This is a genomic window from Haloferax marisrubri (assembly GCF_001469875.2).
Classification (GTDB): Archaea; Halobacteriota; Halobacteria; order Halobacteriales; family Haloferacaceae; genus Haloferax; species Haloferax marisrubri.
On the sequence record NZ_LOPW02000018.1, the window covers coordinates 149,046 to 174,111 of the forward strand.

Sequence of the window (25,066 nt, forward strand, 5' to 3'; positions counted from 1 at the left end):
CACTCGCTCGCAGTCCGGCATCGTCGGATATTGATTGTGTAGAATATCGATAACCGGGCGAACTGAAACCGCGGCGTGACCGTCGCGGCGCACGCGACCACCACGAGGATGCGAAACCAACTGGCTCGGAGACACCCGTATCGACTCGCGCCGCCGCACTTGGTGGTATGTCGTCGCTGCCTGCGACACACTTGATTCGTCTCCGGGACTCAGCGGCGGACTCGTGGCTTTGAGCACCGGATTTCTCGGTGGGGCAATATTAGTCACAGACACAATTTACATATTAGTATGTTGCATAATAGCATATGGTCGGAGCAATCTGACCCATGTGTGATCAGCATCCCGTGCGACCAGCACGATAACCATCAGTACATCAGTCATACTGTACGCGCGGTAGCCCCCACCGAGTACGCCTGCCCAACTGGTACTCATGAACACGTGGTGCGGCTACCTACCGAGCACAACGTCCCATTGATGCTCTATTTTTGTGACCATCTCGCCGCGAGCCGCGACTGTCTAGTTATCTCGGAGTCTGACCGCCGCCGACCGCTCGGTTCTCTGCCAAGCCGCCTTCGTACTCAAACTCACCGTCCGGCATTGTCGGATGGCTTGCGGTCGATCTGGTCGAACGCGCCTCGCTGGGAGCGGTGAATCGGCCTCCGAACCTGAAGATATTTCACGCCACCGTGTGAAAAGCGGGTAATGGGTACCGACCAAAGCACGAACCGTCGCCTAAGCAAGGTAGAGCGGGTCATCGAGACGTACGACTTAGACGGGTTCGGCGAGCAACTCGCCGACCGGTGGACGGCACCCGAGGACAGCGACAGCCTCCGGGACCTCGCGGACCTGATGAACGAGAAGGTCCTCGACGCCGCGCTCCGAAAGGCGGGTGAGGACGTTCTCGAAGGGGAGGTCGAGAACCTGTACACGCTTCTCACCGGCGACGAGACCACGGAGGGGATGCGCGTTCAGGCGAAGAACACGCTCCAGTCCCGCGGCGTCGACGTCGACCAACTGCTCTCAGATTTCGTCTCCCACCAGGCGGTCTACACCTACCTGACCGATATTCGCGGCGTCTCGAAGGATTCCTCGTCCGGAAACAGAATCGACAACGTCATCGAGTCCATCCAGCGACTCCGCGGCCGACTGGTCGCGGTCATCGAACAGAGCCTGAGTTCGCTCCGCAACACGAGTAAACTCCGACTCGGCGACTTCGACGTCCTCGTGGACACGCAGGTGTACTGCCGCGACTGCGGGACGCAGTACGAGGTCATCGAACTGCTCCGACGCGGCGGGTGCGACTGCGACGAGAGCGCATCGAACTAAGCAATTACATAATTAGAACTGTCACATTCTGTTCGATTCAACGGGTGATTTTATATTGATGTACCTGTTGAGTCAAGGTATGAGCTCAGAACAAGTGTCAAAATCTAAAGTCCACCTTTCGGTCGAGAACATCGGTGGCATCGACAACCTGTCAACGTCGTTCGAGCCGGGTGTGACGGTCCTGGCGGGTCGAAACGCCACGAACCGAACGTCGCTCTTGCGGTCCATCATGGCCGCCCACGGGAGCGACGACGTGGCGCTCAAGGGCGACGCCGACGAGGGGTCGGTCGAACTCACCATCGGCGACGAGACGTACACCCGGACGTTCGAGCGGCAGGGCGACACGGTCATCTCCGGCGGGAATCCGGTCCTCGACGACCCGGACCTCGCGGACCTGTTCGCCTTCCTGCTCGAGACGAACGACGCCCGACAGGCGGTCGCTCGCGGCGACGACCTCCGCGACCTCATCATGCGCCCGGTGGACGTCGAATCCATCAACGAGCAGATCGAGTCGCTCCAGCAGGAGAAACGCGACATCGCCGACGAGCTATCGACGCTCAGCAACCTCTCGGACCGCCTGCCGCAACTCGAACGCCGGCGGACGAAACTCGAAGACCAAATCGAGGAGAAGGAAGACGAACTCGCCGAGAAAGAACAGGAAGTCGAGGAGTACGACGCCAGCGTCAGCGAGCGGCAGGAAGTCGAGAGCGAACTCGAATCCAAACTCGGTGACCTCCGGAGCAAGCGCCGCGACATCAACGACGTGGACCGCCGCATCGAGACGGAGAAACAGAGCCTCGACGCCCTCGAATCCGAGGAGGACGAACTGGAGGACGACGCCGAGGACCTCCCCGAGGTCGCCGGCGGCAAGATAGACGAAATCGAGTCCGAAATCAGCCGCCTCCGGACGCGCCGCCAGCAGATTCAGTCCACCGTCAACGAGCTTCAGTCCGTGATTCAGTTCAACGAGGAGATGCTCTCGGGCACCTCCTCGGACGTCGTGGACGCGCTCCGCGACGCCGACGACTCCGGCGGGAGCGTCACCGACCAACTGCTCGGCGACGACCAGGTCGTCTGCTGGACGTGCGGCTCCGAGGTCGACAAGTCCGAAATCGAGGGCACGCTCGAACGCCTCCGGACGCTCCGCGAGGAGAAACTCGAGGACAACCGCGCACACCGCGAGCAGCTCTCCGAACTCGAAGACGAGAAGTCCACCTACGAGCGCCGCCAGCGCGAGCGCGACCGTATCGAGCGCCGCCTCTCCGAAATCGAAAGCGAGCGCGAGACGCGCCAAGAGCGCATCGAGGACCTCAAGTCCGACCGCTCGGACCTCGAAGACGAAATCGACTCGCTCGAACAGACCGTCGACGAACTCGAAAGCGAGGAACACGGCGACCTGCTCGACCTCCACCGCGAGGCGAACCAGCTCGAATACGACCTCGGTCGCCTCCGCAGCGACCTCGAAGACGTCGAGGACGAAATCGCGGACATCGAGCGCAAACTCGACGAGCGCGACGAACTCGAAGCGGCCCGCGAGGACATCGAGGACGAACTCGCGGAGCTTCGGACGCGCATCAAGCGCCTCGAATCCGAGGCCGTCGAGGAGTTCAACACCCACATGGACGACGTGCTCGACGTGCTCGAGTACGACAACCTCGACCGCATCTGGATCGAGCGCACGGAAAAGCGGGTTCGGGAGGGCCGAAAGAAGGTCAAGAAGTCGGTGTTCGACCTCCACGTCATCCGGACGAACGAAGACGGCGTGAGCTACGAGGACTCCGTCGCCCACCTCTCTGAGTCCGAGCGCGAGGTGACCGGCCTCGTGTTCGCGCTCGCGGGCTACCTCATCCACGACGTCTACGAGACGGTTCCGTTCATGGTCCTCGACTCCCTCGAGGCCATCGACTCGAACCGCATCTCGCGGCTCGTGGACTACTTCGCGGACTACGCCGACTTCCTCGCCGTCGCCCTCCTCGAAGAGGACGCGCAGGCGGTCGACAGTTCCTACCCGCGCTACTCGCCGGCGTAACGACGCCGACGGCGTTTGTTTTTCTCGTTTTCGCACCCGCGACGAGTCGCGTCGCGAACGGCACGTCTCGTTTTGAGTTACACTATTAGGTGTGTCACGAAACGCCCCCGACGGCGACGAGGCGGCGCGCTCAGGAGAGCGCGATGCTCAGTTCGAGTTCCTCGGCGATGCCGAGGAGGACCTCGGTGAGACGGTCGAACTGCTCGCCTTTCATCCGGTTGGAGGGACCGGCGACGCTCAGCGCGCCGAACACGCCGCCGTCAGGTCCCAACACGGGGGCTCCGACGGCGCGGACGCCGCTAATCTGCTCTTCGACGTTTAGCGCGTAGCCGCGCTCTCTGATTTCGGCGAGTTCGTCGAACAGCGCCTCCTCGTCGTGAATCGTCTGTTCCGTCTCCTTCGGAAGTCCGACCCGGTCGATGATTTCGCGGACCCGCTCTGCCGGCATGTGGGCGAGGATGGCCTTCCCGCTCGCCGTCGAGTGGAGGTAGACGCGCTTGCCCACGGTCGATTGCGTCCAGACGCCGTGTTTTCCGGGTGCGGTGTGGACGTACACGCCCCGTCCGTGCTCTTCGACGGTGAAAATCGAGCGCCGTTCCGACTCCTCGGAGAGGACGTTGGTGTAGTGTTCGGCTTTCCCGAATTTTCGTTTCCGCGTTCGGACGAAGTTCCCGAGACCGAGGAAGCGAAGCCCGAGATGGTAGGTCTCGCCCTCTTTAACCACGTATTCCTGGGATTCGAGAGTCGTCACGTGGGTGTGTGCGGTGCTCGGTGCGATGTCGAGTTCGCGGGCGATCTCGGTCACGCCGGCACCGTCGCGTTCCCTGAGTAATTCGATGATTCTGAGGGTTGTGACCGTTGTTTTGAGCGAGCGGTCGTTCGCGTTTTCGGTCATTACCTGCGGGTCGTCACCATCGCACATAGTGTTTTCGCCTCTCCCGAATACCAGTTGTTAGATGACGAATACGTTGCCTCAATCCGCCGAAACGAGTTGTTTGTGAACGATACGCACGGTATGCGCCTGATTCGGGGGGTGACTCCCCTCCCCTGAGTCGGCGAAACCGACGAGCGAATTCGGCAGAGAAAGGGCTGTAAACCCCTGAATCAACCGGATTCGGTCACTCTCTCGGTTTCGACATCTCCCATCGGTTACATTCGTTCCTCGTGAATATCAATCCGTATCCCGAATTCAGGGCCTGAACGTCCACCGTTCCGGAAGTGTTATTATCGTTTCTCCAGTCGAAACGCACGAGACGCAATGAATCACAACGAGACGTTCGAGACGGTCGAGTCGCTGGAGGCGGAACTCGTCTCGCTCACCGAGTCGCTCTGGGAGACACCCGAACTCGGGCTTCACGAGACCGAATCGGCCGAGTTGCTCTCGTCGGTCCTCCGCGACGCCGGGTTCGACGTCACCGAGGGAATCGGTGGGATGCCGACGGCGTTCAGCGCGACCTACGGCGACGGCGAACCACACGTCGGCATCCTCGGCGAGTACGACGCCCTCCCCGGACTGTCGCAGACGGTGTCGTCGAGCAGGGAACCCGTCGAGGCCGGCGCACCGGGCCACGGCTGTGGACACAACCTGTTCGGTGTCGCCGGCGTCGGGGCCGCCCTCGCCACGAAACGCGCCATCGACGAGGGGCGGGCCGAGGGGACGGTCACGTTCTTCGGCTGTCCCGCCGAGGAGATACTCGTCGGCAAGGTGTTCATGGCCCGCGACGGGGCGTTCGACGACCTCGACGCCGCGCTCACGTGGCACCCGAGCCACCTCAGCGCGCCGTTCATGGCGCAGACGCTCGCGATGAACTCCGTCGAGTACACGTTTCACGGCGAGTCGGCCCACGCCGCCGCCAGCCCGCAGTCGGGTCGGAGCGCGCTCGACGCCGTCGAACTGCTGAACACCGGGTCGGAGTTCATGCGCGAGCACGTCTCCGACGACGCCCGCATCCACTACACCATCCCCGATGGCGGTGGCGCGCCAAACGTCGTCCCCGCGGAGGCGACGGCGTGGTTCTACGTCCGCGCGCCGACCCGCGACGAGGTCGACCGCATCACCGACTGGCTCGACGACGTGGCCGAGGGCGCGGCGCTCATGACCCAGACGACGGTCTCCCGGCGGTTCCACACCGGCTGTTACGACTACGTGGCGAACCACGCGCTGTCGGATACACTGCTGGAGAACATGCGACTCGCCGGTCCCATCCCGTACACCGACGAGGACCGCGAGTTCGCCGCGGAGCTTCAGGAGACGCTCTCGGCGGAGACCATCGAGGCGCGGACGGCGAAGCTCTCCGAGGAACGCCGCGAGGCGGCGCGCTCGTCGGTGCTGTATCCGGACGCCCAGCCCTCCTACGACGTGGGGACCGTCCTCAACGGCTCCACGGACGTCGGGGACGTGAGCTGGATTACGCCGACCGCGCAGTTCTGGGCGGCGTCGTGGCCGGTGGGGACGCCCTCGCACACGTGGCAGGCGGTCGCCGCCAACGGGAGCTTCGGGTCGAAGGCGGCCGTGTACGCCGCGAAGGTCCTCGCGGCGACGACGCTCGACCTCTTTTCGGACGACGCGTTGGTGGCGGCGGCCCGCGAGGAGTTCGAGGCGTCCGTGCCCGGCGAGTACGAGTGCGCGCTCCCGGAGGGAACGGAACCGCCGTTCCACCTCACGCTGTAGCGACGTTCTTCGGTAAAAGCTCGTTTTCGGTTCGCGGTTTCGCTGGCTGTCCCGTACGTTCGCCGTCGAAGTGTTACGCGATCTCCGACTGGAGGTGCGTCAGGATGCGGTCGGTCGTCGCCTCGATGACCTCTTCGAGGAACTCCGGGTCAGACTGCGTCGGGTCGCCGAGCCCGCCCTCGACGGTCAGGTCGTCGAAGTGGACGTACTGGCGGACCTCGTAGCGGTTCTTCTTCGTCTGCGGCGTCTTGCGGTCGCCGCGGACGAGTTCGGGCCGGTAGTGTTCGATGACGCTCGTCTCGTACTCGCCGGCGTGACCCCACTCGGTGCCGAACCGCTCTTCTAACTGGTCGCGGGCGAAATCGGTCCAGTGGGCGTAGTACGAGTCGAGACCGTGGTCGCGCTGGAGTCGGTCGAGGGCGAGTTTGTGCGGTTCGATGTTGCCGCCGTGGAAGTTGGCGACGAGAAACCGGGTCGCACCGTGGCGCTGGACCGACCGGCCCACGTCGATGATTATCTCCTGGTAGGCGTCGGCCCCGAGCGATATCGTCCCCGCGTAGTTGAGGTGGTGTTCCGAGTAGCCGTACGGGAGAACCGGGAGAACGAGGAGATTCAGGTCGTGTTCCGGAGCGGCCGCGGCGAGCTCTGCGGTCAGGTTCTCCGCCCGGATGGAGTCGACCGACGTCGGGAGGTGCGTTGAGTGCTGTTCGGTTGCCCCGCAGGGGAGCACGACGAAGTCCGCCTCGTCGAACGCGGTTTCGGCTTCCTGCCACGTCATCTCCGCTAGGAGTGACTGTGACTCCGTTGAGTCCATAGGGAGATACGCACAGTTGTCGTATATAATAATTTACTATCCGGCAGTCTGTGCGGACAAGCGGAAACAAATGCATAGTATGCAAACGGTTAAGTCGGTGATGCCGAAATGATTCGGCGTCAATGATGAGAGAGAGTGTCTCACGTAGAAACATACTGAAAGCGACGGGTGCGTCGATACCTGTCTTACTCGCCGGTTGTACGTCTGACTCTGGTTCCGAAACGACCACTGAGGGCGACGGCGGCGGCGGAACGACCACGAGCGGCGGCACGGAGACGTCTTCCGGGAGCTCCGACGCGACGATAAACATCGGACAGTCGCTGAACCCCGTCCGATTCGACCCGATAACCCAGCTTTCGAACCCCGACGCACTCGTCGCGAACCGGGTGTTCAGTCAGCTGTACACCTACGGCGAGGGGACGGACGTGGTCCCGAACCTCGCGACGAGCATGCCGACCATCGAGCGGGACAACACCCGCTACATCGTCGAAATCGTCGATAACGCGATGTTCCACAACGGCGACCCGGTCACCGCTGAGGACGTGGCCTACTCGTTCCGTGCGCCGATAGAGGAGGAGACGCCCCTCTTGGGTATCTTCAGCGTCATCGATACCGTCGAGGCAATCGACGAGACGACCGTTCAGTTCGACCTCTCGAACCCCTACGCGATGTTCCAGCACGTCCTCACCCATCAGGTCGTGCCGGAGGCCGTCCGCGAGGAGGACAAAGAGGCGTTCAGCACCGAACAGCCCATCGGCTCGGGGCCGTTCCGGTTCGTCGAGTGGGAAGAGAGCAACTACGTCACGCTCGAACGCTGGGACGACTACTGGGGCGACGAACTGCCCAATGTCGCGGGCGTCGAGTTCACGCCCATCACGGAGTCGACCACGCGCGTCACCAACCTCCGGACGGGTGACGTGGATGTCATCGAGACGATTCCGCCGCGGCTCTGGGACACCGTCGAGAGCACTGACGACACGAGCATCTCCGAGGTAGAGAGCGTCGGGTACTTCTACGTCGCGTTCAACTGCAACGAGGGGCCGACCGCCGACAAACGCGTCCGCGAGGCCATCGACTACAGTTTTTCGATGGACGACGCGGTCGACCGCTACATCGACCCGGCTGGACTCCGCCAGTACGGTCCGCTCCCGGGCCCAATGGTCGAAGAGTGGGACATGCCGCTCGAAGAGTGGATGGAGATTCCGAACGACAAAGACATCGAGCAGGCGACGGCGCTGTTCGAGGAGGCGGGCGTCCCCGCCGACTGGGACGCGAAGATTATCGTCCCGCCGGACGACAACCGCGAGAACATCGGCCTCTCTATCGCCAACGGCATCAAAGAGGCCGGCTACGAGGCCCACGTCGAACGGCTCGACTGGGGCGCGATGCTCAGCCGCGCGTACACCGGCAACGCCTCGGACTACAACATCTACGTCCTCGGGTGGGTCCGCTACCCCGACCCGGACGACTTCATGTTCAACCTGTTCCACGAGGAGTCTGAGGGCGTGAACCAGGGCGTCTACTACAAGAACGACGAGGTCATGGAGCAGATTAAGGGCGCGCGCGAGTCGACCGACCGCGACGAGCGCCAACAGCTCTACCAGTCCGCCATCTCGACGCTTCTGGAGGACAAAGTTCACCTCCCGGCGTTCAACTACAAGAACTCCTACGGCGTGAAGTCCGCCGTCAGCGAGTTCCAAGTCCACCCGGTCTCGCCACAGAACCCGCGGCTCCTCACCGGCTACAACAACGTCTCCGTCGACAGATGACGTTGTTCTGTCGGTAACAGTTACCAAACGTTATATGCTCACTCCCCATCCACTCCACTCATGACGACAACCGGTTACATCGGACGGCGATTACTCCAAATCGTTCCGGTCTTGCTGTTCGTCGTTACGGTCACGTTCGTCCTCATCAACTCGATACCCGGCGACCCGGTTCGCATCCTCGTCGGGCCGGCCGCCGACGCGGCGGCCATCGAGGCCGCCCGCGCGAAGTACGGCCTCGACCAACCGCTGTACGTCCGGTACGTCCGGTACCTCGCGGCGGTCGCGACGGGCGACTTCGGGACGAGCATCCACTACGGTGGAGTCGCGGTGACGGAGAAGATTCTGGAGCGGCTTCCGGTGACGCTGCTGCTCCTCGCGTCGAGTTTCACGCTCGCCATCGGCTCTGCGATTCCGCTGGGCATCTTCGCCGCCAAGAACCGTAACAACGGCTACGACCACCTCGCCCGCGTCACGTCGCTCATCGGCGTCAGCACGCCGAGCTTCTGGGTCGGCCTGCTGCTCATCATCGTGTTCGCGTACTACGGCGACCTCCTGCCGCCGAGCGGGCTCGTCATGCCGTGGGCCGACCCCGCGTCGGTCGACGGCGCGACGTCGAGACTGGATGTGCTCACGACTGCCGCGTCGCATCTGATACTCCCCTCTATCACGCTGGGGACGCTTCAGATGGCGGCTATCACGCGCATCGAGCGGTCGTCGATGCTCGAAGTGCTCAACAAGGACTACGTTCAGCTCGCCCGCGCCTACGGCGTCTCCGAGCGGACGATTCTCCGGCGGCAGGCGTTCAAGAACGCGCAACTGCCGGTGCTCACCGTCATCGGCATCCAGATGACGACCGCCCTCGGCGGCGCGGTGCTGACCGAGACGGTCTTCAACATCAACGGGATGGGGAACCTCATCATCACCGCGGTCCGGGCGCAGGACTACCAACTTATCATGGGCACGACGATATTCTTCGCCATCGTGTTCGTCCTCGGCGTGCTCGTCGTGGACGTGCTGTACGCGGTCATCGACCCGCGCATCTCCTACGGGGGTGGTGCCGGTGAGTGATTCGACGGCTGCCGTCGGCGACTCGGCTCGCACGGGCGGCGTCGCGGACGCCGACGAGCGCTCCGCCGTCTCGCGCACCTCGCAGGTGCTTCGACAGCTGAAGCGCAACTCGGCGTCGCGCGTCGGCCTCTACGTCATCGGGCTCGTGACGCTCGTCGCACTGTTGACGACTATCGACGCCGACCTGCTCGACTACCAGTTCGCAGCGACGTTCTGGTACCACCCGGAGAACGACCCGGCCGGGAGCACAATCCTGCTCCCACCGGTCGGTATCGAAAACAGCTTCGGGACGGGAACGTGGGCACACCCACTCGGGACGGACCACCGCGGCCGCGACGTACTCGTCAGGCTGGTCTACGGCACCCGCATCGCTGTCCAGGTGGGGCTCATCGCGACGGGCATCGGGATGACCATCGGGACGCTCGTCGGTGCGGTCTCCGGCTACTACGGTGGGTGGGTTGACGACGTGCTCCAGCGGTTCGTCGAATCGCTGTACGCGATTCCGTTCCTCATCCTCGTCATCGCCATCATGTCCGCGTTCGGTAAGGAACTCGGCATCGCCATCGTCGGCGTCTCCATCACGACGATTCCGGTGTTCACGCGCCTGATTCGCTCGCAGGTGCTGAGCGTCCGGGAGATGGAGTACGTCGAGGCCGCGAAGGCCGCCGGCGTGCGCGACCGCCACATCATCTTCCGCCACATCATCCCGAACAGTTTCGCGCCGGTGCTCGTCCAATCGACGCTGCAGGTCGGCGTGAACATCCTCATCGTCGCGTCGCTGTCGTTCCTCGGGTTCGGGGTCCAACCCCCGACGCCGTCGTGGGGGCAGATGCTCGCCCACTCGCGGCAGTACATGATCGTCAACCCGTGGTTCAGCATCTGGCCGGGCCTCGCGATTCTCGCGACGGTCATCGGCTTCAACCTGCTGGGCGACGGCCTGCGCGACGCAATCGACCCGCGGTCGAACGACTGACGATGAACGGACGACACGTCTCACCGACCGTTCGCCGCGGGGCCGGGAGTCGCCCGGCCCCCGCCAGTTGCTCGCCCGCCGAACTATCGCTCCCTACTCGGGGCGGCGTCGGAACTCGCTCTCGCGGTTCTGCAGAGGCACCCATCTCACGCACCGACGCCCCCCACGACTCCACGACCAATGTCTGATACGCTACTCACCGTCCGCGACCTGCACACCCACTTCCGCACCGACGCGGGAACCGTCCGGGCCGTCGACGGCATCTCGTTCGAGGTACAGCGCGGCGAAGTGCTCGGGTTAGTCGGCGAGAGCGGCGCCGGAAAGAGCGTCGCGGCGCGCAGCCTCATGCGCCTCATCGACGCGCCGGGGGTCATCGTCAACGGCGAGGTCCGCTTCGAAGACGACCTGCTCGTCGGCGTCGAGCGCGGCGACGACCTCGACGGCGAGCCCCGACAGGACCCCGAGATGCTGTCGAGCCGCGAGATTCGCGAGCGCATCCGGGGCCGCGAAATCGCGATGATATTTCAGGACCCTACGGAGAGCCTCAACCCGGTGTTCACCGTCGGCGAGCAGTTGAGCGAGATTATCGGGCTCAACCGCGACGTGTCGGCGGCCGAAGCCAAGGATATCGCCGTCGAGCGCCTCCGCGAGGTCGGCATTCCCGAGGCCGAACGCCGGATGGACGACTACCCGCACGAGTTCTCCGGCGGGATGCGCCAGCGCGTCCTCATCGCGATGGCGTTCGCGTGCGAACCGAGCCTCGTCATCGCCGACGAGCCAACCACCGCCCTCGACGTGACCGTCGAGGCGCAGATTCTCGACCTCGTGAAGGACCTCGCGGCGCGCTACGACACGTCGTTCGTCTGGGTCACCCACGACATGGGCGTCGTCGCCGAGATATGCGACCGCGTGGCCGTGATGTACCTCGGCGAAATCGTCGAGCAGGCGACGGTCGACGACCTCTTTCACGACACGAAACACCCCTACACCGAGGCGCTCCTCGGGTCGATTCCGCGCCCCGACCGCGACGTGGACGGCCTGTCGCCCATCGAGGGTATCATGCCGGAAGCCATCAACCCGCCGCAGGGCTGTCGCTTCCACACGCGGTGTCCGCACGCTCGCGAGGCGTGCCTCCAGTCCCACCCCGACGCTCGGCGCGTCGACGGCGGGGACAAGGACTCCCGCGACGCGAGCGCGAGCGTCGCTGCCTCCGCTGACGACGGTCCAACCACCGCCTCCAACACCGCTGATGGAACGGCCCTCACCGAAGTCGCCGCCGCGCCGCACCGGGCGGCGTGCCTGCGCAACGACGCGTTCGCCGAGGCGGGCTACTGGGAGAGTGCACCGCTCGACGACGCCGAATCGGAGTCGGCTTCGACCGCCGCTGAGTCGGAGTCGGAGCCGGCTTCCGCCTCCGCAGGTGACACCGACGCTGCCGTCACCGGGTCTACGTTCGACCCCAACGCCGACCCGCTCCTCAGCGTGCGCGACCTGCGGAAGTACTTCGACGCGAGCGACGGCTTCCTCGACCGCCTCCGGTTCGACCGCGACGCGGGACCGCTCCCCTTCTCGGTCGAGCGCGAGCACGTCCGCGCGGTCGACGGCGTCTCGTTCGACATCCTGCCCGGCGAGACCCTCGGTCTCGTCGGCGAGTCCGGGTGCGGGAAGTCCACGCTCGCGCGGACGCTCCTCCGGTTGGTCGACCCGACCTCCGGGGACATCGTCTTCGACGGGGAGAACCTCGCCGAACTGTCGAAAGAGGAGCTTCGGAAGCGCCGCAAGCGCATGCAGTTCGTCTTTCAGGACCCGCAGGCGTCGCTCGACCCGCGGATGACCGTCGGCGAAATCGTCGAGGAGCCGATGCAGGCCCACGGGCTCTACGAGGGCAACCGCGAGGGGCGGGCGCGCGAACTGCTGGAGACGGTCGGCCTCGACGCCGACCACTACAACCGCTACCCGCACCAGTTCTCCGGCGGCCAGCGCCAGCGGGTCAACCTCGCGCGGGCGCTCTCGGTCGACCCCGACTTCATCGTCTGCGACGAGCCGACCTCGGCGCTCGACGCGTCGGTGCAGGCGCAGGTGCTCAACACGATGAAAGCGCTTCAGGAGGAGTTCGGCCTGACGTACCTCTTCATCAGCCACGACCTGAGCGTCATCCGGCACGTCTGCGACCGCGTGGCCGTGATGTACCTCGGCGAACTGGTCGAACTCGCCGACAAGGACGACCTGTTCGAGTCGCCGAAGCACCCCTACACGCGGGCGCTACTCTCGTCGATTCCGGTTCCCGACCCGCGGGTGTCCCGCGAGACCGTTCCGCTGTCCGGCGACGTGCCGTCGCCGATTCACCCGCCGAGCGGCTGTCGGTTCCACACCCGGTGTCCGAGCCTCGTCGCCCCGGCGGAACTCGACCTCGGCGACGAGGAATGGGACCGCGTGCGCCGGTTCGTCAGAGCCGTCCAGCGCGAGTCCCCGGACGCGGCCGCTGACGACGCGCGGGCGACCTACTTCCCCGACGGCCTCCCCGCCGGCGACGCCGGCACGACCGTGGAGCGCGCGCTCTCACTCGCGGCCGACGGCGCGTGGCGCGACGCCGCGTCGCTCCTGACGGAGACGTTCGTCGAGCCGAGCGTCTGCACCTCCGAAGTACCGGCGCTGGAGTCGCCCGACGAACTCGACCGTATCGTCAGCTGCCACCACTACTCCTGAAAAAGCGTCGCAGTCGTTACCTTACCTTACCTTACCTTACCTCACGCCGACCCGAGTCGGTCGGCGACTTCGTCCACGGTTTCGAAGACGACGCCCGGCGCGTCGGCGACGTGTTCGACGAACGATTCGAGCCGGGCGAGTCGGTGTGACTGCCCGATGACCTGCGGGTGCATCGTGAGGACGAAGACGCCGTCATCGACGTTGTCGACCATCCAGTCGAACTGCTCGCGCCACTGGCGGAACACCGCTTTCTCGTTCGCGTAGCCCCGCTCGCGGTTGAAGGCGAACGCCGGGAAGTCGTCGCGTTGCCACGAGACGGGCACCTCGACGATGTCGGTCTCGGTGCCGCGCTCGAAGGGGGCGTCGGCGGGCGCGGCCCACCCCTCGCGGACGTGGTACGGCTCGAAGTCGGTCGCCATCTGGCTGGAGTCCCACTCGAAGCCGAGTTCGTCGAGGATGCCGAGCGTGTGGGTCGAAAAGTCCCACGACGGCGAGCGGTAGCCGGTCGGCCGACGCCCCGTGAGGTCCACGATGCTCTCGACGCCGCGTTTCACGTCGTCGTACTCGGCCTCCCTCGACTCGTACTGTCGCGGGCGGGTGTGCGACCAGCCGTGGTGCTGGATGTCGTGGCCGCGGCTCCACACCTCCTCGGCGGCCTCGGGGAAGCTATCGATGGTGTGGCCCGGCGTGAACCACGTGGTCTCGACGCCGAATTCGTCCAAGAGGTCGAGGACGCGGGGCGCGCCCACGTCGACGCCGAAGAGTCCTCTCGACAGTTTCGTCGGGCTGTCCGGCGACTCGAAGGAGTGTATCCACGAGGAGACGCCGTCGAAGTCGAACGTGAGGCAGACGCTGTGGTGAGTCACGTTTCGACGTACGAAAATAGATGTGATAGCTGTTTCCATGCCGCACTCGAAAACTGGCGGCCTCTCGTCTCTCGCCCCGCGAGTTACCGAAACGCCGGCGCGACGCGCTCGGCGAACAGCTCGGCGCTCGTCGTCTCGGGGAAGTCGACGAACTCCACGACGACCTCGCCGAAGCCCATCTCGGCGAACGTCTCCAGTCGCTCGCGGACCTGCTCGGGCGTGCCGACGAGCGGGTACTCGCTGTCGGCGACGTTCTCGGGCTTGAACCGCGGGAAGTGCTCGTCGAGGAGGGCGTCGAGTTCCGCCTCGTCCTCGCGTATCAGACACCGCGCGAACCACGAGCGCTCTATCTCCTCGAACGGCCGGCCGTAGCCCTCGCAGTGGCGTTCCAACACGTCCAGTTTGTGTTGCATCACTTCCGGCGGCCCCCAGAAGTTCCACGAGTCGGCGAACTGGGCGGTGATTCGGAGCGTGAACGACTCGCCGCCGCCGCCGACCATGATGGGCGGGTGTGGGTCTTGGACGGGGTGGGGCCGGCACATCGCCTCGTCGAGGGTGTAGTAGTCGCCGTCGAAACTGACCGTCTCCTCGGTCCACAGGCGCTTGAGCATCCGAATCGACTCCTCCAGCATCCGGAGCCGAGTCGGCGCGTCCGGCCAGTCGTAGCCGTAGGCCCGCGCCTCGCTCTCCTTCCAGCCGGCTCCCATGCCGAGTTTCAGCCGCCCGTCGCTCACGGCGTCGAGCGTGGCGGCCTGCTTGGCGAGGAGCGCGGGGTTTCGGAAGTGGTTGTTCACCGTCTTCGGGTAGAGGTACACGTCCTCCGTCTCGCGGGCGATAGCGGCCAGCGTGACGAAACACTCCGTCGTGGGGCCGGTGCCGGTCATGACGTGGTCGGGGACGGCGACGCCGTCGAAGCCGAGGTCCTCCATCGCCACGGCGAACTCCACCTGCGCGTCCCACGAAATCTCGTCGCAGAACGCCAACTGGGAGTGAACGGAGTCGCCGGCGCTGGTCGGAACGTTGACTGCGAACTGCATACGAACGGCTCACGCGCGACCACGAAAACAGTTACCACTTCACTCTCTTTCTCACTCCCCCACTCGCCGCCACCCCAACACGTACTACGGTCCACACCGTCTCGACCCACATGACGGACCACCAGCGCGCGGCAATCGTGACCGGCGCGTCCAGCGGTATCGGACGGGCGGTCGTCGAGCGACTCCGAGCGGACTACGACTACGTCGCCTGCTTCGACATCGAGACCGGCGAGACCGACTGGGATGACGAAGGCGTCCACGAGTTCGCGGTCGACGTTCGTGACCCCGACGCGGTCGCGGACGCGGTGGCGGCGGTCGAATCGGTCGCCGACGTGGCGGCGCTCGTGAACAACGCGGGTATCTCGCGGGCCGTCTCCCTCGCGGACCTCGACCCCGACGAGTGGGACCGCGTCCTCGGCGTGAACCTCAAGGGGCAGTACGTCGTCGCTCGCGCCGTCGCCCCGGGCATGGTCGAGCGCGGCGAGGGTGCCATCGTCAACGTGTCGAGCGTCGCCGGCCTCCGCGGGAGCGCCACCGGCGGCGTCCACTACTCCTCGTCGAAAGCGGGCGTCTTCGGACTGACGAAGGGGCTGGCGAAACAGCTCGGCCCCGAGGTACGTGTCAACTGCGTCGCGCCGGGACTCGTCGAGACGCCGCTTCTCACCGAGTCGAACCTCTGGACCGAGGAGGCGCTCGCCGAGTACGCCGCCGAACTCCCGCTCGAACGAATCGGAACGCCCGAGGAAGTCGCCGACGTTGTCGCGTTCCTCTGCGACGGCGCGGCCTATATGACGGGAACGGTGCTGACGGTCGACGGCGGGTCGATGCTCCGGTGACACGCCGGGCGACTACGTCTACGGGCGACTCCGCGTCGCACCGACGAAGCCGAACTAGCACCCAAAAATATCAGAAAAAATTTCATATATGAATTCTTTAATTTCTGTTTCTCATTCGAACTGATTCGAGCGATTCGTCGTCGGTGGGTCCCTGCGGCAGTCTCGATACGTCTCGCGTATCGGTCGCGGTAGCTCTGTCGGGCGAACAATGTACTAAACCGTCTCTATGCCGGCTCTTTCATCTTTTCACCTCCCGTCCGTCCGAGTGACGACCGGACGAGCGTGGTCGTCTGAGTTACTGGGTCCGCGGTCGTCCGAGATTTCGACAACTGCTGACTGTCCCTGCCTATCTGTGTGTCAAGCCGCTGTAGTGGACAGATAACCCGATGATACTGGTGAATCGGATGACGAGGTCCCGGTCACCGGTTCGATGCGAAACCGGCCGCCCGGGTGTCGGGGTGAGGGCTCGATTAAGACACTTATAGAAATTGACTATCATATGCTCATATCAGAAAAGATGATAGTCTAACACCATTGTCCGTCCGCAACGTTGAGCCTTTCACAACATATTACGCCGCCGGCGCTGTATCGGACGCTCGGGCACAACTATGGACTACGTCAAAGAAGACGACACGGTCGTCGTCAGGCTGGACCCCGGCGAACAGGTCCTCGACTCGCTCGCGACGGTGCGCGACGAGTTCGACATCGAACACGGCTTTCTCACGGGTATCGGCGCGGTCGACTCCGTCACGCTCGGCCACTACGACGTGGACGACCAGGAGTACCTCGAAGAGGAGTTCACGGGCCAGTTCGAGGTGACGAGTTTCCTCGGCAACATCGGCCCCGACAAGATTCACACGCACATCCAGGTCGGCACGCGCGACTTCGAGACGCTCGGCGGCCACTGTTCCGGCGCGCGCGTCTCCGGGACGTTCGAGGTCGTCATTCACCTCGGCGAGACGCCGCTGACCCACCACCTCGACGAGCGGACCGGTCTCGACGTGTTCGACATCTGAACCGGCTTGGTCCGGCCCGGACCGAACTGAGCCGGACTAAACCGAACTGAACCGGACCGAGCGATTCGCGGTGCGGGCACTCGGTCACTTTTTCGTGCGCCCGCTGTGGTTCGAGAGCGCCGCGCTCGTCGGGCGACGAGTGGCGATTCGGAGAAAGAAAAGCCGGTGCTGTCGAGGCGTCGGCCGGCGGTGGAGGGCCGAAGCGAGGGGGGCTGGAGGGCGCGTGGTCGGCGGACTGGCCGACGCCCCGAGCGCACCGAACGAGGGTTCCGGGGGGTCGTCCGCCGACGCGGGGTCCGCCGCGGGGACGCGACCGGGGACCGGTGGTCGCGCCGCCGTCGGCGGGTCGCAACCGCCGGTCCGTTGGAGCGCGGCCGGCGGCAACTATTCGTAGTCGACAACCCACATTGGCGGTTCCTCGGTAACTACCGTAAGTTACGTGAGTAGCATGAATAGCGTGTATATATCTCTATTCGGCGTTTATGGGTCCTCTACCGTTCGCTCACGCGAGAATCTCCCAACCGAATGACTTTCGACGCGGGAAGTCGTGGCCGAGAGTGACAGATGAAACGACACCTCCGCGTTCACATCGTCCCCCTGTGGCGCGAACACGACCGCATCGTCGGCCCCATCGAGGACGACCGGCCGGACAAGGTCTACCTCCTCGAACACGAGGACCCCGCGGTCGAGCGCCCGACCTACCACGACGCGGTCGTCGACCGCATCGCCGACGTGGTCGGCACCCCGCCTGACGTCGAGTACCTCGACCTCTTCGACATGTACGAGGTGATGGGCGCGATTACGACCATCGCCGACTGGCACCCCGACGACTTCGTCCGCGTCAACGTCACCGCCGGCACAAAGCGCGCGGCCGTCGGCGCGACGATGGCCTGCATGGACGAACGCACCGACGCCGAACCGTACGTCGTCGACCCCGAGGTCCGGCCGCACGGCCTCGACGCGCCGGTCACCGAGGGCTTCGCGCAGGCGTCGCTCCTGACGACCTACCAAATCGACTCGCCCTCCCCCGACCAGGTCGCCGCGCTCGCCATCATCGAGGCCCACGACACCGACGCCAAACACGCGAAGAAGAAGACGCTCATCACCGAGGCGGCCCGCTACGGCCTCGAGTTCATGCGCGGCCGCGTCGACGGCGAGGCCGCCGACTACGAACCCGTCACCGGTGACTACAACGTCCTCGACAACCGCGTCACCGCGACGCTCGAACATCAGGGCTACGTCACCGTCACCCAGCGCGGCACCCGCCGCTACCTCGAACTCACGGAGGAGGGGCGACAGACGCTCCGCGCGTTCCGACACCGCGCCGAATCGGTCGTCTCGGACCTCGAAGCGCGGACCGACGACCCGTCCGAGAACGTCGATTTCGCCCTCGACAACCCGGTCGACGCGCTCGTCGAGGGCCGGTAAGCTGCGTCGTTAGTCTCTCCTTTTCGCTGTCGCTCCAAGGGCAACTGTTAGTACGGTAGCGACGGGACGCAGACATGTATGCCCTCCAACATGCACACGCGCAGAGCCGTCCTCGCGGCCGGCGGCGCGACCGCCCTCGCGTCGCTCTCAGGCTGTGTCGCCCGCGCAATCGGTGCCCTCGATGTCGAGCGCAACTACCGACGTGACGCGCCGGTCGGCGACGTGACTGGTGCGTGGCCGACGTACCAGCGCGATTTCGCCAACACCGGTTACACCACCGACTCCGGCCCCTCGGCGGACGCGAGCGTCGAGCGAATCGCGTCCGGCGACGCGGCGCTCGCCACCTCGGTCGCGCTCGCCGGCGGGCGCGGCGTCCTCGGATACAGCGACGGCGACGGTGAGGACGGCGTGTATCGCGCGCTCGACCTCGACGCCGAGGCCGCTCCCGCGGACTCCGACGACGCGTGGACCGTCGACTACGCCCACGGGAAATCCACGCCCACGCTCGCCGGCGACGCGATGTTCGTCTCGACCGCGGAGTTCGTCGCGGCCTACGACGCCCGGACCGGCGAGCGGTGCTGGCGGACGAGCGAGGGCGGGTACGGGACTCCCGCGAACGCGCCGATACTCGCCGCGGGGACGCTCGTCGATGGTGGGAGCGCGCCCGTCTTCGGGCGCGACCCTGCGACCGGAGAGGAGCGGTGGACGTACGACCCGGGTGAGGTGTCTACCGTTCTCGCCGCTGGCGAAGGCGTCGTCTACACGACCGTTGGTGCCGACCACGAGCAGACCGGCGTCGCCGCACTCGACGCCGCGACCGGCGAGGAGCGGTGGCGGCGCGAGGACCTCCCGCAGACCGGCGTCCCGCTCGCGGTAGGCGACTCTCACCTCTACTACAACGCCCACCGCGGGAACGTGTTCGCCCTCGCTCTCGAAGACGGGTCGACGCAGTGGCGGGCGTCGGTTCCGCTCCCGGAGAACGGAAGCCCGCAGACCGCCGTCGCGGGCGACACGGTCCACGTCCAGTCCTCGCGGGGGAGCCTCGCCGCGTTCGACGCCGGCGACGGCGCGACGAAGTGGACGCTGTCGCTCGATGCGGATACGTTCGCCCGCCCGCCGGTCGTCGCCGGCGACACCCGGTTCGTGGCGAGCGACGACCGCCTCTCGGCCGTCTCGGCGGCGTCCAGCGAGGTACTGTGGTCGAAGGCGCTCGACGTCCGACCCACCGGCGGCCTGTCGGTCCGCGGGTCGGAACTCTACTTCGCCGGGACGGGCAGGAACCCCGGCGTGTTCCGCGTAGCGGACTGAGGCCAGCGGGCCGTCGCCGCGGTTGCGGCGCGACGCCGAGTTCACACCTCACGACGCGCTCGCCGTCACTCGAACGTGTACGTCCGGTACCGTCGAACCGCGTACCGGTACGAACCGTAGGAGACGCCGACGGTCACGAGGAGGTACAGCCCGAGCCCGGCGGCGAGAAGCGGCGTCGCGGAGAGGTGCCCGGTGACGCCGAACCACGTGGCGACGAGGCCGATGACGGTGCCGGGGCCGACGACGAACATGAACGCCATCAGCACGAGCGTCGAGGGGACGACGGTCGTCGCGCCCCAGAACTCGCGTTCCTCGTATATCGGGTACGCCGCGCCGATGCCGACCGCGAAGGCCGCGGCGGCGACGCACATGAACACGCCGACGAGCGCGAAGCCGACCGCCGACAGCGGCGACGTGCCGAGGGCGACGGTCGCCAGCGGGAGCGCCGCGGCGACCGGCACCCCGAGAATCACGCCGGCGAGCACGCGACCGCGAACCAGTTCCCGCGGCGCAGTCGGAGTCAACAGTAACATCGGGAACTGCGGGCGGTCGTCGCCGATGGGGTTGAGACCGAACGTCGCGCCCGCGAGGTAGGTTCCCAGGCCGGCCCCGCTCGCGGCGAGCAGCGGGCCGAGGCCGTCGGCCGAAGACTGGACGATGGTCGTTCCGAGCGGGCCGAGGAAGAACACCAGCATCACGAGGTGCGTGAACTTCTGGGGGTGGCGGACGCCGCGGACGAGTAGTCCCCACGCGACGTGGCCCCCGTTCGTCCCCGCGAGCGGCTTCGGCGTCGAGAAGCCGCCGGTCGAATCGGTCGCCTTCGCGCCTGCCGCCGACGAGCCTCGGTCGCCCCCCGTCGCGCGGTCGGTGAACCAGAGGGCGCTCGCCTGTCGGGTGGCGACGGCAAGGCCGACGGGCGTGAGTGCGACGATGGCCGCGAAGGTGACGACGGCGGCCGCCGAGAACGGTCGGGCGAGTGGAGTCCCGACGAATGCGAGCGCGAGGTAGTCTGCGAGCGGGCCGACCGTCAGCGTCGCCGCCAGCCACTCGAGCGGGAGCGACCCCTCGGCCAGCAACCGCCCGAACGACTGCGAGACGAGGACGAGCCCGACCATCGCGACGAAGCCGACGACCTTGAGGGTGCGCCGGACGCCGGGCAGGCGCTTGAACGCGCGGAGCACGGCGACGCCGACCGCGTAGCCCCAGACGGTCGTACAGCACGCCAGCGGGGCCGCGACGACGGCCGTCGTGAGCAACAGCGACGGCGCGCCGAGGCCGGCCGTGAACGTCGCGGCGACGACCGCGAGCGGGAGCCCGAACCAGAGTCCAATTCGACAGATTTCGGCGGTGATGAGTCCGATGACGACGGCCCGCGGATGAACCGTCGTGAGCACGAGCGACTCGTTTTCGACGCGGCCGATGCGTTCGAGCGTTCGGAACGTCGCGAGGAGCGCGAGCCCCACCGGTATCGCGGTGGCGACGAGGTCGAAGAAGGGAATCTCGGTCACGGACTGCGCGCCCCGGCCGACGACGTAGACGGCCGGGAGCGAAAACAGGAGGCTGCCGCCGAAGAACAGCAAGAGCAACAGCAGGCCGATGATTCGGCGCGTCTCGGAGGCGTACCCCCGGAGGCTCCGCACGAACTCGGCGCGCCCGATTCGCAGGCCGTGGCGAACGTCTCGTCGGAGGCTCATTCGTCGGCGACACCCGACAGCTGCGTCTCGTCGCTCGTGACCGCGAGGAACGCGTCTTCGAGCGAGCCCTCGCCGCCCGTCTGGGCGCGCGATTTCACCTCGTCGGGCGTCCCCTCGGCGACGACGCGACCGTCGAACAGGACGCCGACCTCGTCGGCGACGGCCTCGACCACGGGGAGGATGTGCGTCGAGAGGAAGACCGTCGCCCCCGCGTCGGCCACGTCGCCGATGGAGGTCCGAATCTGTCTCGCCGCGCGGGGGTCGAGCCCGGAGGTCGGCTCGTCGAGAAACAGCACGTCCGGCTCGTGGAGCACGCTCTGGATGAACGCGGTCTTCTGTTTCATCCCCTTCGAGTACGTGCCGATGCGCTTGTTCGCGTCGCCGACGAGGCCGAACTGGTCGAGCAGGTCGTCGATGCGCGCCTCGGCGGTCTCCGACGGGATGTCGCGGAGGTCGGCGACGTAGTCGAGTTGCTCGCGGGCGCTGAACTCGTCGTACAGCGGCGGCGTCTCCGGGAGGTAGCCGACGTGCGGCGCGAGTTTCCTGCGGTCGCTCACGTCGAGTCCGCAGATGCGGACCGAGCCCGAGGTGGGCTGTGAGAGCCCCGTCAGGATGCGCATCGTCGTCGTCTTCCCCGCGCCGTTCGGCCCGAGAAATCCGTACACCGTTCCGCTCGGAATCGACAGCGAAACGCCGTCGAGCGCGACCTCGGAGCCGTAGGACTTCCTGAGGTCGGTCGCTTCGACGGCGACGTCCGCGTCCGCGTTGGTGGAGGGCATGGGACGGCCCGCGTTTCGCCCCCCGGACGCCTAACGGTTGCGAATTGATACACGTCCGACAGAAATGGCGGCGGTTCGCGGCGGCGTCAGGGGTTTACTCCCTCGGGGTTCGCCGGGCGAATCGACCGGTAGAACGCGGTCGAGTACGCGGCGAAGAAGCCGCCGGTGAGACCGCTGACGAGGACGAGGCCGACCGCGATGGCGACCATGCCGACGACGCCGACGGTCGGAAGGCTCGAAAACGCCGACGCGGCGGTCGCGCCGGTTTCCGACCCGGCCACCGCGGCCCCCTGATGCTGGAGCGACGGGGTGAGTAGGAGCGAGGCCACGCCGCCGACCACGCCGGCGAGGAGGCCGCCGAGTCCGATGATGACGGAGTAGCCGAAGACCGACACGAGGTTGTTCCTGACGCACGAGATGCTGCGCTTGACGCCGTCGACCGCGCCGAGGTCGTCGATAACGATGGCGTGACCGAAGAACTGCATGACGAACACCACGGCGAGGTAGGTGAGGGTCACGGCGAGGACGATGACGGCCAGAACCGCGAGCGTGGCGGTCCCCGGTTGGCTGCCGCTCCCGATGAGGAGGAGGCCAAAGAACAGCGAGGCGAAGACGCCGATGAACGCCAACACGAGGTTGACCGCGAGCAGGCTGAAGTAGACCGCGAGCAGCGAGACGTAGTGCGACTTCCCCTCGTTGACGAGCGTCCCGAGCGAGGTGTGACCGTCGATGGCCTCGTTGGCCATGCCGAGGACGCCACCGAGGAAGAACGGGACGACGAACACGGTGAGGCCGCTGAATCCCAGCGAGACGATGCTTCCGATGAGCGGGCTGACCGCCTGCGCGAACAGCGACGGGAGTTGGATGAGGCTGAACGCCGCGGCGACGACGAACAGTATCGGGTTCCGTCTGAGAGAGCCGGCGGCTGTGCCGATGGCTTGGAGGGCTGCCATACCGACCACGTCTCCGCACCGAGAAAAGAATGTTGGGTTGACAGGTCGTCTCGCGCGTCCGGTCTCCGACCCGCGATTCGGTCGCAAACGAGCGCGAGACGGCTCGTGTCTCTGAGATTGCGATTACACCTGTACCCGTGTAATCGGCGTTTTCACGCGTGACTGGCCCGGTCACGGAGGAACGAATCGACCGCGGCCGCGACCCGCTCGGGGTCGTCGCCGGGGCCGCCGTGACCGAGCGCGTCGAACTCGACGAACCGACTGGTCGGCAGGGAGTCGTGGACGTTTCGGGCGCTCTCGCGGAGGAAGTCGGGGCCGCCGGTGCCGGCCATGACCACGGTGGGTGCGTCAACGTCCAGGCGGGCCGGAAGCCGGTAGCGTTCGACGGCGCGGTTCATCCGGACGACCTCCTCGGCGAGGGCCACGCAGTCGGGCCAGACGGGCCACTCGTCGAGCCACGCGTCGAGGTCGTCGATGCCGTCGGGGTGGAGCACCTGCTCGACGTAGCGTTTGACCGCCTCGCGCCGCTCTCCCGCCTCGACGAGCGCGGCCATGCGCTCCGAGAGGTCCGCCTCTCTCCGGTACGCCTCCGGGAGCACCGCCGGCTCGTAGGCGGCGACGGCGGCCACCCGCGCGTCGGTCGCCGCTTCGAGAGCCGTGAGCGCGCCGAAGGAGTGACCGAACAGCGCCGGGTCGCGTCCGGTCGCCTCGCGAATCTCGTCGACGGCTTCCCGGACGTACTCGACCTCGCGCTCCAGCACCGCCTCGGCGGGCGTCGTCTCGACGTCGTCCAGACAGGTGCCGAAGCCGGGTCGCTCCGGGACGACGACCTCGTAGCCGTCGAGGTGCGGGACGACCGCGTCCCAGTACGCCGGCGGTGCCATCCCGCCGTGACAGCACAGAAGCGGCGCGCCGCTCCCGAATCGCTCGTCGGACAGTTCTGTTCCGCGTTCGAATCGAATCGGTTGCATCGCGGCCTCGCTTGTCGCCGGCGGCGACTAAGTCGCACTCTCAGCCGTGCGGTCGTTTAAGTGGCCTCCGAGGGCGGGCGACCGCCTCGGCCGCTTCGACACGTCCATGACCGACCGCCGAGACAGCGGACGTATGGGTCTCATCGCCGAGTTCGACATCGACTGCGACGCGCTCCCGCTGACCGGGGTCGCGGCGGCGGTTCCGGAGGCGACGCTCGCGTTGGAACTCCAGTACAACCACGGCGAGCGGCCGATGTTCATCGTGACGGTCACCGGCGGGGCACACCGGGCACTCGAAACCGCCATCGACGACGCCGTCGACGTGGCCGACTGGACGCGAATCGGCGAGTCGGGCGAGACCCGCCGGTATCAGGCCGTCCCGGCGCTGACCTTCGAAGAACAGCTCGGTGACAGCCTCGACGACCTCGCCGGGCTGGAGGCCCTCGCCACCGCCGACGCCATCATCGAGCGCATCGAGGTCCGACGGGGTGGTTGGCGACAGACTGGTTGGTTCGCGGACCGCGACGCGTTCGGGCGGTTCGCATCGTTCTGGCGGCGGAACGCCGGCTTCGGGCTCCGGCGCCTCGCCCGCGACGGCGACCCCGAACCGCCGGGCGAGGGGCTCACCGACCGACAGGACGAGGCGCTCCGGACGGCGTACGAACTGGGCTACTTCGACATCCCCCGCGGGGCCACCCTGCGGGAGGTCGCCGACGAACTCGGCATCACCGCTTCTTCGACCTCCGAGCGACTCCGACGGGCGCAGACCCGGCTCATCGCCGAGACGGTGGCGACGACGTGGCCGCCGCTTCCGAACTGACG

Annotated in this window: 20 protein-coding genes; 12 read left to right on the top strand and 8 right to left on the bottom strand. The window is 66.3% G+C overall.

Translation table 11 applies throughout. The features are described from left to right. Positions 1-702: 702 nt before the first annotated feature. Both rdfA and AUR65_RS15600 read left to right on the top strand, forming a co-directional pair. Complete coding sequence (gene rdfA, locus AUR65_RS15595; protein WP_058567768.1) at positions 703-1,326, top strand: rod-determining factor RdfA; 624 nt, start codon at positions 703-705, stop codon at positions 1,324-1,326. Positions 1,327-1,405: 79 nt separating this feature from the next. Next, positions 1,406-3,355: an archaea-specific SMC-related protein gene (locus AUR65_RS15600; protein ID WP_058567769.1), complete on the top strand. Its 1,950-nt coding sequence runs from the start codon at positions 1,406-1,408 to the stop codon at positions 3,353-3,355. Between the two features lie 130 nt (positions 3,356-3,485). Here the strand turns inward: AUR65_RS15600 and AUR65_RS15605 are convergent, their stop codons facing one another. Further along, complete coding sequence (locus tag AUR65_RS15605; protein ID WP_058567770.1) at positions 3,486-4,250, bottom strand: IclR family transcriptional regulator; 765 nt, start codon at positions 4,248-4,250, stop codon at positions 3,486-3,488. A 363-nt stretch (positions 4,251-4,613) separates the two neighbouring features. Between AUR65_RS15605 and AUR65_RS15610 the strand changes: the two genes are divergently transcribed. After that, the gene (locus AUR65_RS15610) at positions 4,614-6,026 is read left to right on the top strand and encodes an amidohydrolase (RefSeq protein WP_058567771.1); all 1,413 of its coding nucleotides are present in this window, start codon (positions 4,614-4,616) and stop codon (positions 6,024-6,026) included. A 73-nt stretch (positions 6,027-6,099) separates the two neighbouring features. Here the strand turns inward: AUR65_RS15610 and AUR65_RS15615 are convergent, their stop codons facing one another. Continuing rightward, positions 6,100-6,804 carry a creatininase family protein gene (locus tag AUR65_RS15615; protein ID WP_058567818.1) on the bottom strand — a complete coding sequence of 235 codons (705 nt, stop codon included), beginning with the start codon at positions 6,802-6,804 and terminating at the stop codon, positions 6,100-6,102. A gap of 161 nt (positions 6,805-6,965) precedes the next feature. Between AUR65_RS15615 and AUR65_RS15620 the strand changes: the two genes are divergently transcribed. The 4 genes from AUR65_RS15620 (at position 6,966) to AUR65_RS15635 (ending at position 13,356) form a co-directional block, all read left to right on the top strand. Next, positions 6,966-8,609: an ABC transporter substrate-binding protein gene (locus tag AUR65_RS15620; RefSeq protein WP_058567819.1), complete on the top strand. Its 1,644-nt coding sequence runs from the start codon at positions 6,966-6,968 to the stop codon at positions 8,607-8,609. A gap of 60 nt (positions 8,610-8,669) precedes the next feature. Next, the gene (locus tag AUR65_RS15625) at positions 8,670-9,677 is read left to right on the top strand and encodes an ABC transporter permease (RefSeq protein WP_058567772.1); all 1,008 of its coding nucleotides are present in this window, start codon (positions 8,670-8,672) and stop codon (positions 9,675-9,677) included. Beyond that, positions 9,670-10,650, top strand: coding sequence for an ABC transporter permease (locus AUR65_RS15630; RefSeq protein ID WP_199180621.1), 981 nt, complete (start codon positions 9,670-9,672; stop codon positions 10,648-10,650). Before AUR65_RS15625 ends, AUR65_RS15630 begins: the two co-directional genes overlap by 8 nt. Before the next feature lie 180 nt (positions 10,651-10,830). Beyond that, on the top strand, positions 10,831-13,356 hold the full coding sequence (locus AUR65_RS15635; RefSeq protein ID WP_058567773.1) for a dipeptide ABC transporter ATP-binding protein: 2,526 nt from the start codon (positions 10,831-10,833) through the stop codon (positions 13,354-13,356). 41 nt (positions 13,357-13,397) lie between these two features. Here the strand turns inward: AUR65_RS15635 and AUR65_RS15640 are convergent, their stop codons facing one another. Together AUR65_RS15640 and AUR65_RS15645 are read right to left on the bottom strand one after the other, a co-directional pair. Continuing rightward, on the bottom strand, positions 13,398-14,222 hold the full coding sequence (locus AUR65_RS15640) for a polysaccharide deacetylase family protein (protein ID WP_058567774.1): 825 nt from the start codon (positions 14,220-14,222) through the stop codon (positions 13,398-13,400). Between the two features lie 83 nt (positions 14,223-14,305). Next, positions 14,306-15,259, bottom strand: coding sequence for a TIGR03560 family F420-dependent LLM class oxidoreductase (locus AUR65_RS15645; protein WP_058567775.1), 954 nt, complete (start codon positions 15,257-15,259; stop codon positions 14,306-14,308). Between the two features lie 110 nt (positions 15,260-15,369). Here AUR65_RS15645 and AUR65_RS15650 point away from each other — a divergent pair, with 110 nt between their 5' ends. The 4 genes from AUR65_RS15650 (at position 15,370) to AUR65_RS15665 (ending at position 19,847) form a co-directional block, all read left to right on the top strand. After that, complete coding sequence (locus AUR65_RS15650) at positions 15,370-16,095, top strand: SDR family NAD(P)-dependent oxidoreductase (protein ID WP_058567776.1); 726 nt, start codon at positions 15,370-15,372, stop codon at positions 16,093-16,095. A 608-nt stretch (positions 16,096-16,703) separates the two neighbouring features. Further along, positions 16,704-17,111, top strand: coding sequence for a PPC domain-containing DNA-binding protein (locus AUR65_RS15655; protein ID WP_058567777.1), 408 nt, complete (start codon positions 16,704-16,706; stop codon positions 17,109-17,111). A 564-nt stretch (positions 17,112-17,675) separates the two neighbouring features. Further along, positions 17,676-18,539 (top strand): HFX_2341 family transcriptional regulator domain-containing protein, encoded by an 864-nt coding sequence (locus AUR65_RS15660; protein ID WP_050460093.1) that lies wholly within the window; start codon positions 17,676-17,678, stop codon positions 18,537-18,539. 78 nt (positions 18,540-18,617) lie between these two features. Beyond that, positions 18,618-19,847: an outer membrane protein assembly factor BamB family protein gene (locus AUR65_RS15665; RefSeq protein ID WP_058567778.1), complete on the top strand. Its 1,230-nt coding sequence runs from the start codon at positions 18,618-18,620 to the stop codon at positions 19,845-19,847. Positions 19,848-19,912: 65 nt separating this feature from the next. Here AUR65_RS15665 and AUR65_RS15670 read toward each other — a convergent pair whose 3' ends face one another. The 4 genes from AUR65_RS15670 to AUR65_RS15685 form a co-directional block, all read right to left on the bottom strand. Beyond that, the gene (locus tag AUR65_RS15670; RefSeq protein WP_058567779.1) at positions 19,913-21,541 is read right to left on the bottom strand and encodes a hypothetical protein; all 1,629 of its coding nucleotides are present in this window, start codon (positions 21,539-21,541) and stop codon (positions 19,913-19,915) included. Continuing rightward, complete coding sequence (locus tag AUR65_RS15675; RefSeq protein WP_050460096.1) at positions 21,538-22,320, bottom strand: ABC transporter ATP-binding protein; 783 nt, start codon at positions 22,318-22,320, stop codon at positions 21,538-21,540. The genes AUR65_RS15670 and AUR65_RS15675 overlap by 4 nt, the downstream gene beginning before the upstream one ends. Before the next feature lie 86 nt (positions 22,321-22,406). Further along, positions 22,407-23,273 (bottom strand): DUF7847 domain-containing protein, encoded by an 867-nt coding sequence (locus AUR65_RS15680; protein WP_058567780.1) that lies wholly within the window; start codon positions 23,271-23,273, stop codon positions 22,407-22,409. 152 nt (positions 23,274-23,425) lie between these two features. Further along, positions 23,426-24,244 (bottom strand): alpha/beta fold hydrolase, encoded by an 819-nt coding sequence (locus tag AUR65_RS15685; protein WP_004971977.1) that lies wholly within the window; start codon positions 24,242-24,244, stop codon positions 23,426-23,428. 133 nt (positions 24,245-24,377) lie between these two features. On the opposite strand from AUR65_RS15685, the gene AUR65_RS15690 reads away from it, so the two are divergent. Then, positions 24,378-25,064, top strand: a complete 687-nt coding sequence (locus AUR65_RS15690; protein WP_058567781.1) for a helix-turn-helix domain-containing protein — start codon at positions 24,378-24,380, stop codon at positions 25,062-25,064. Positions 25,065-25,066 lie beyond the last annotated feature (2 nt).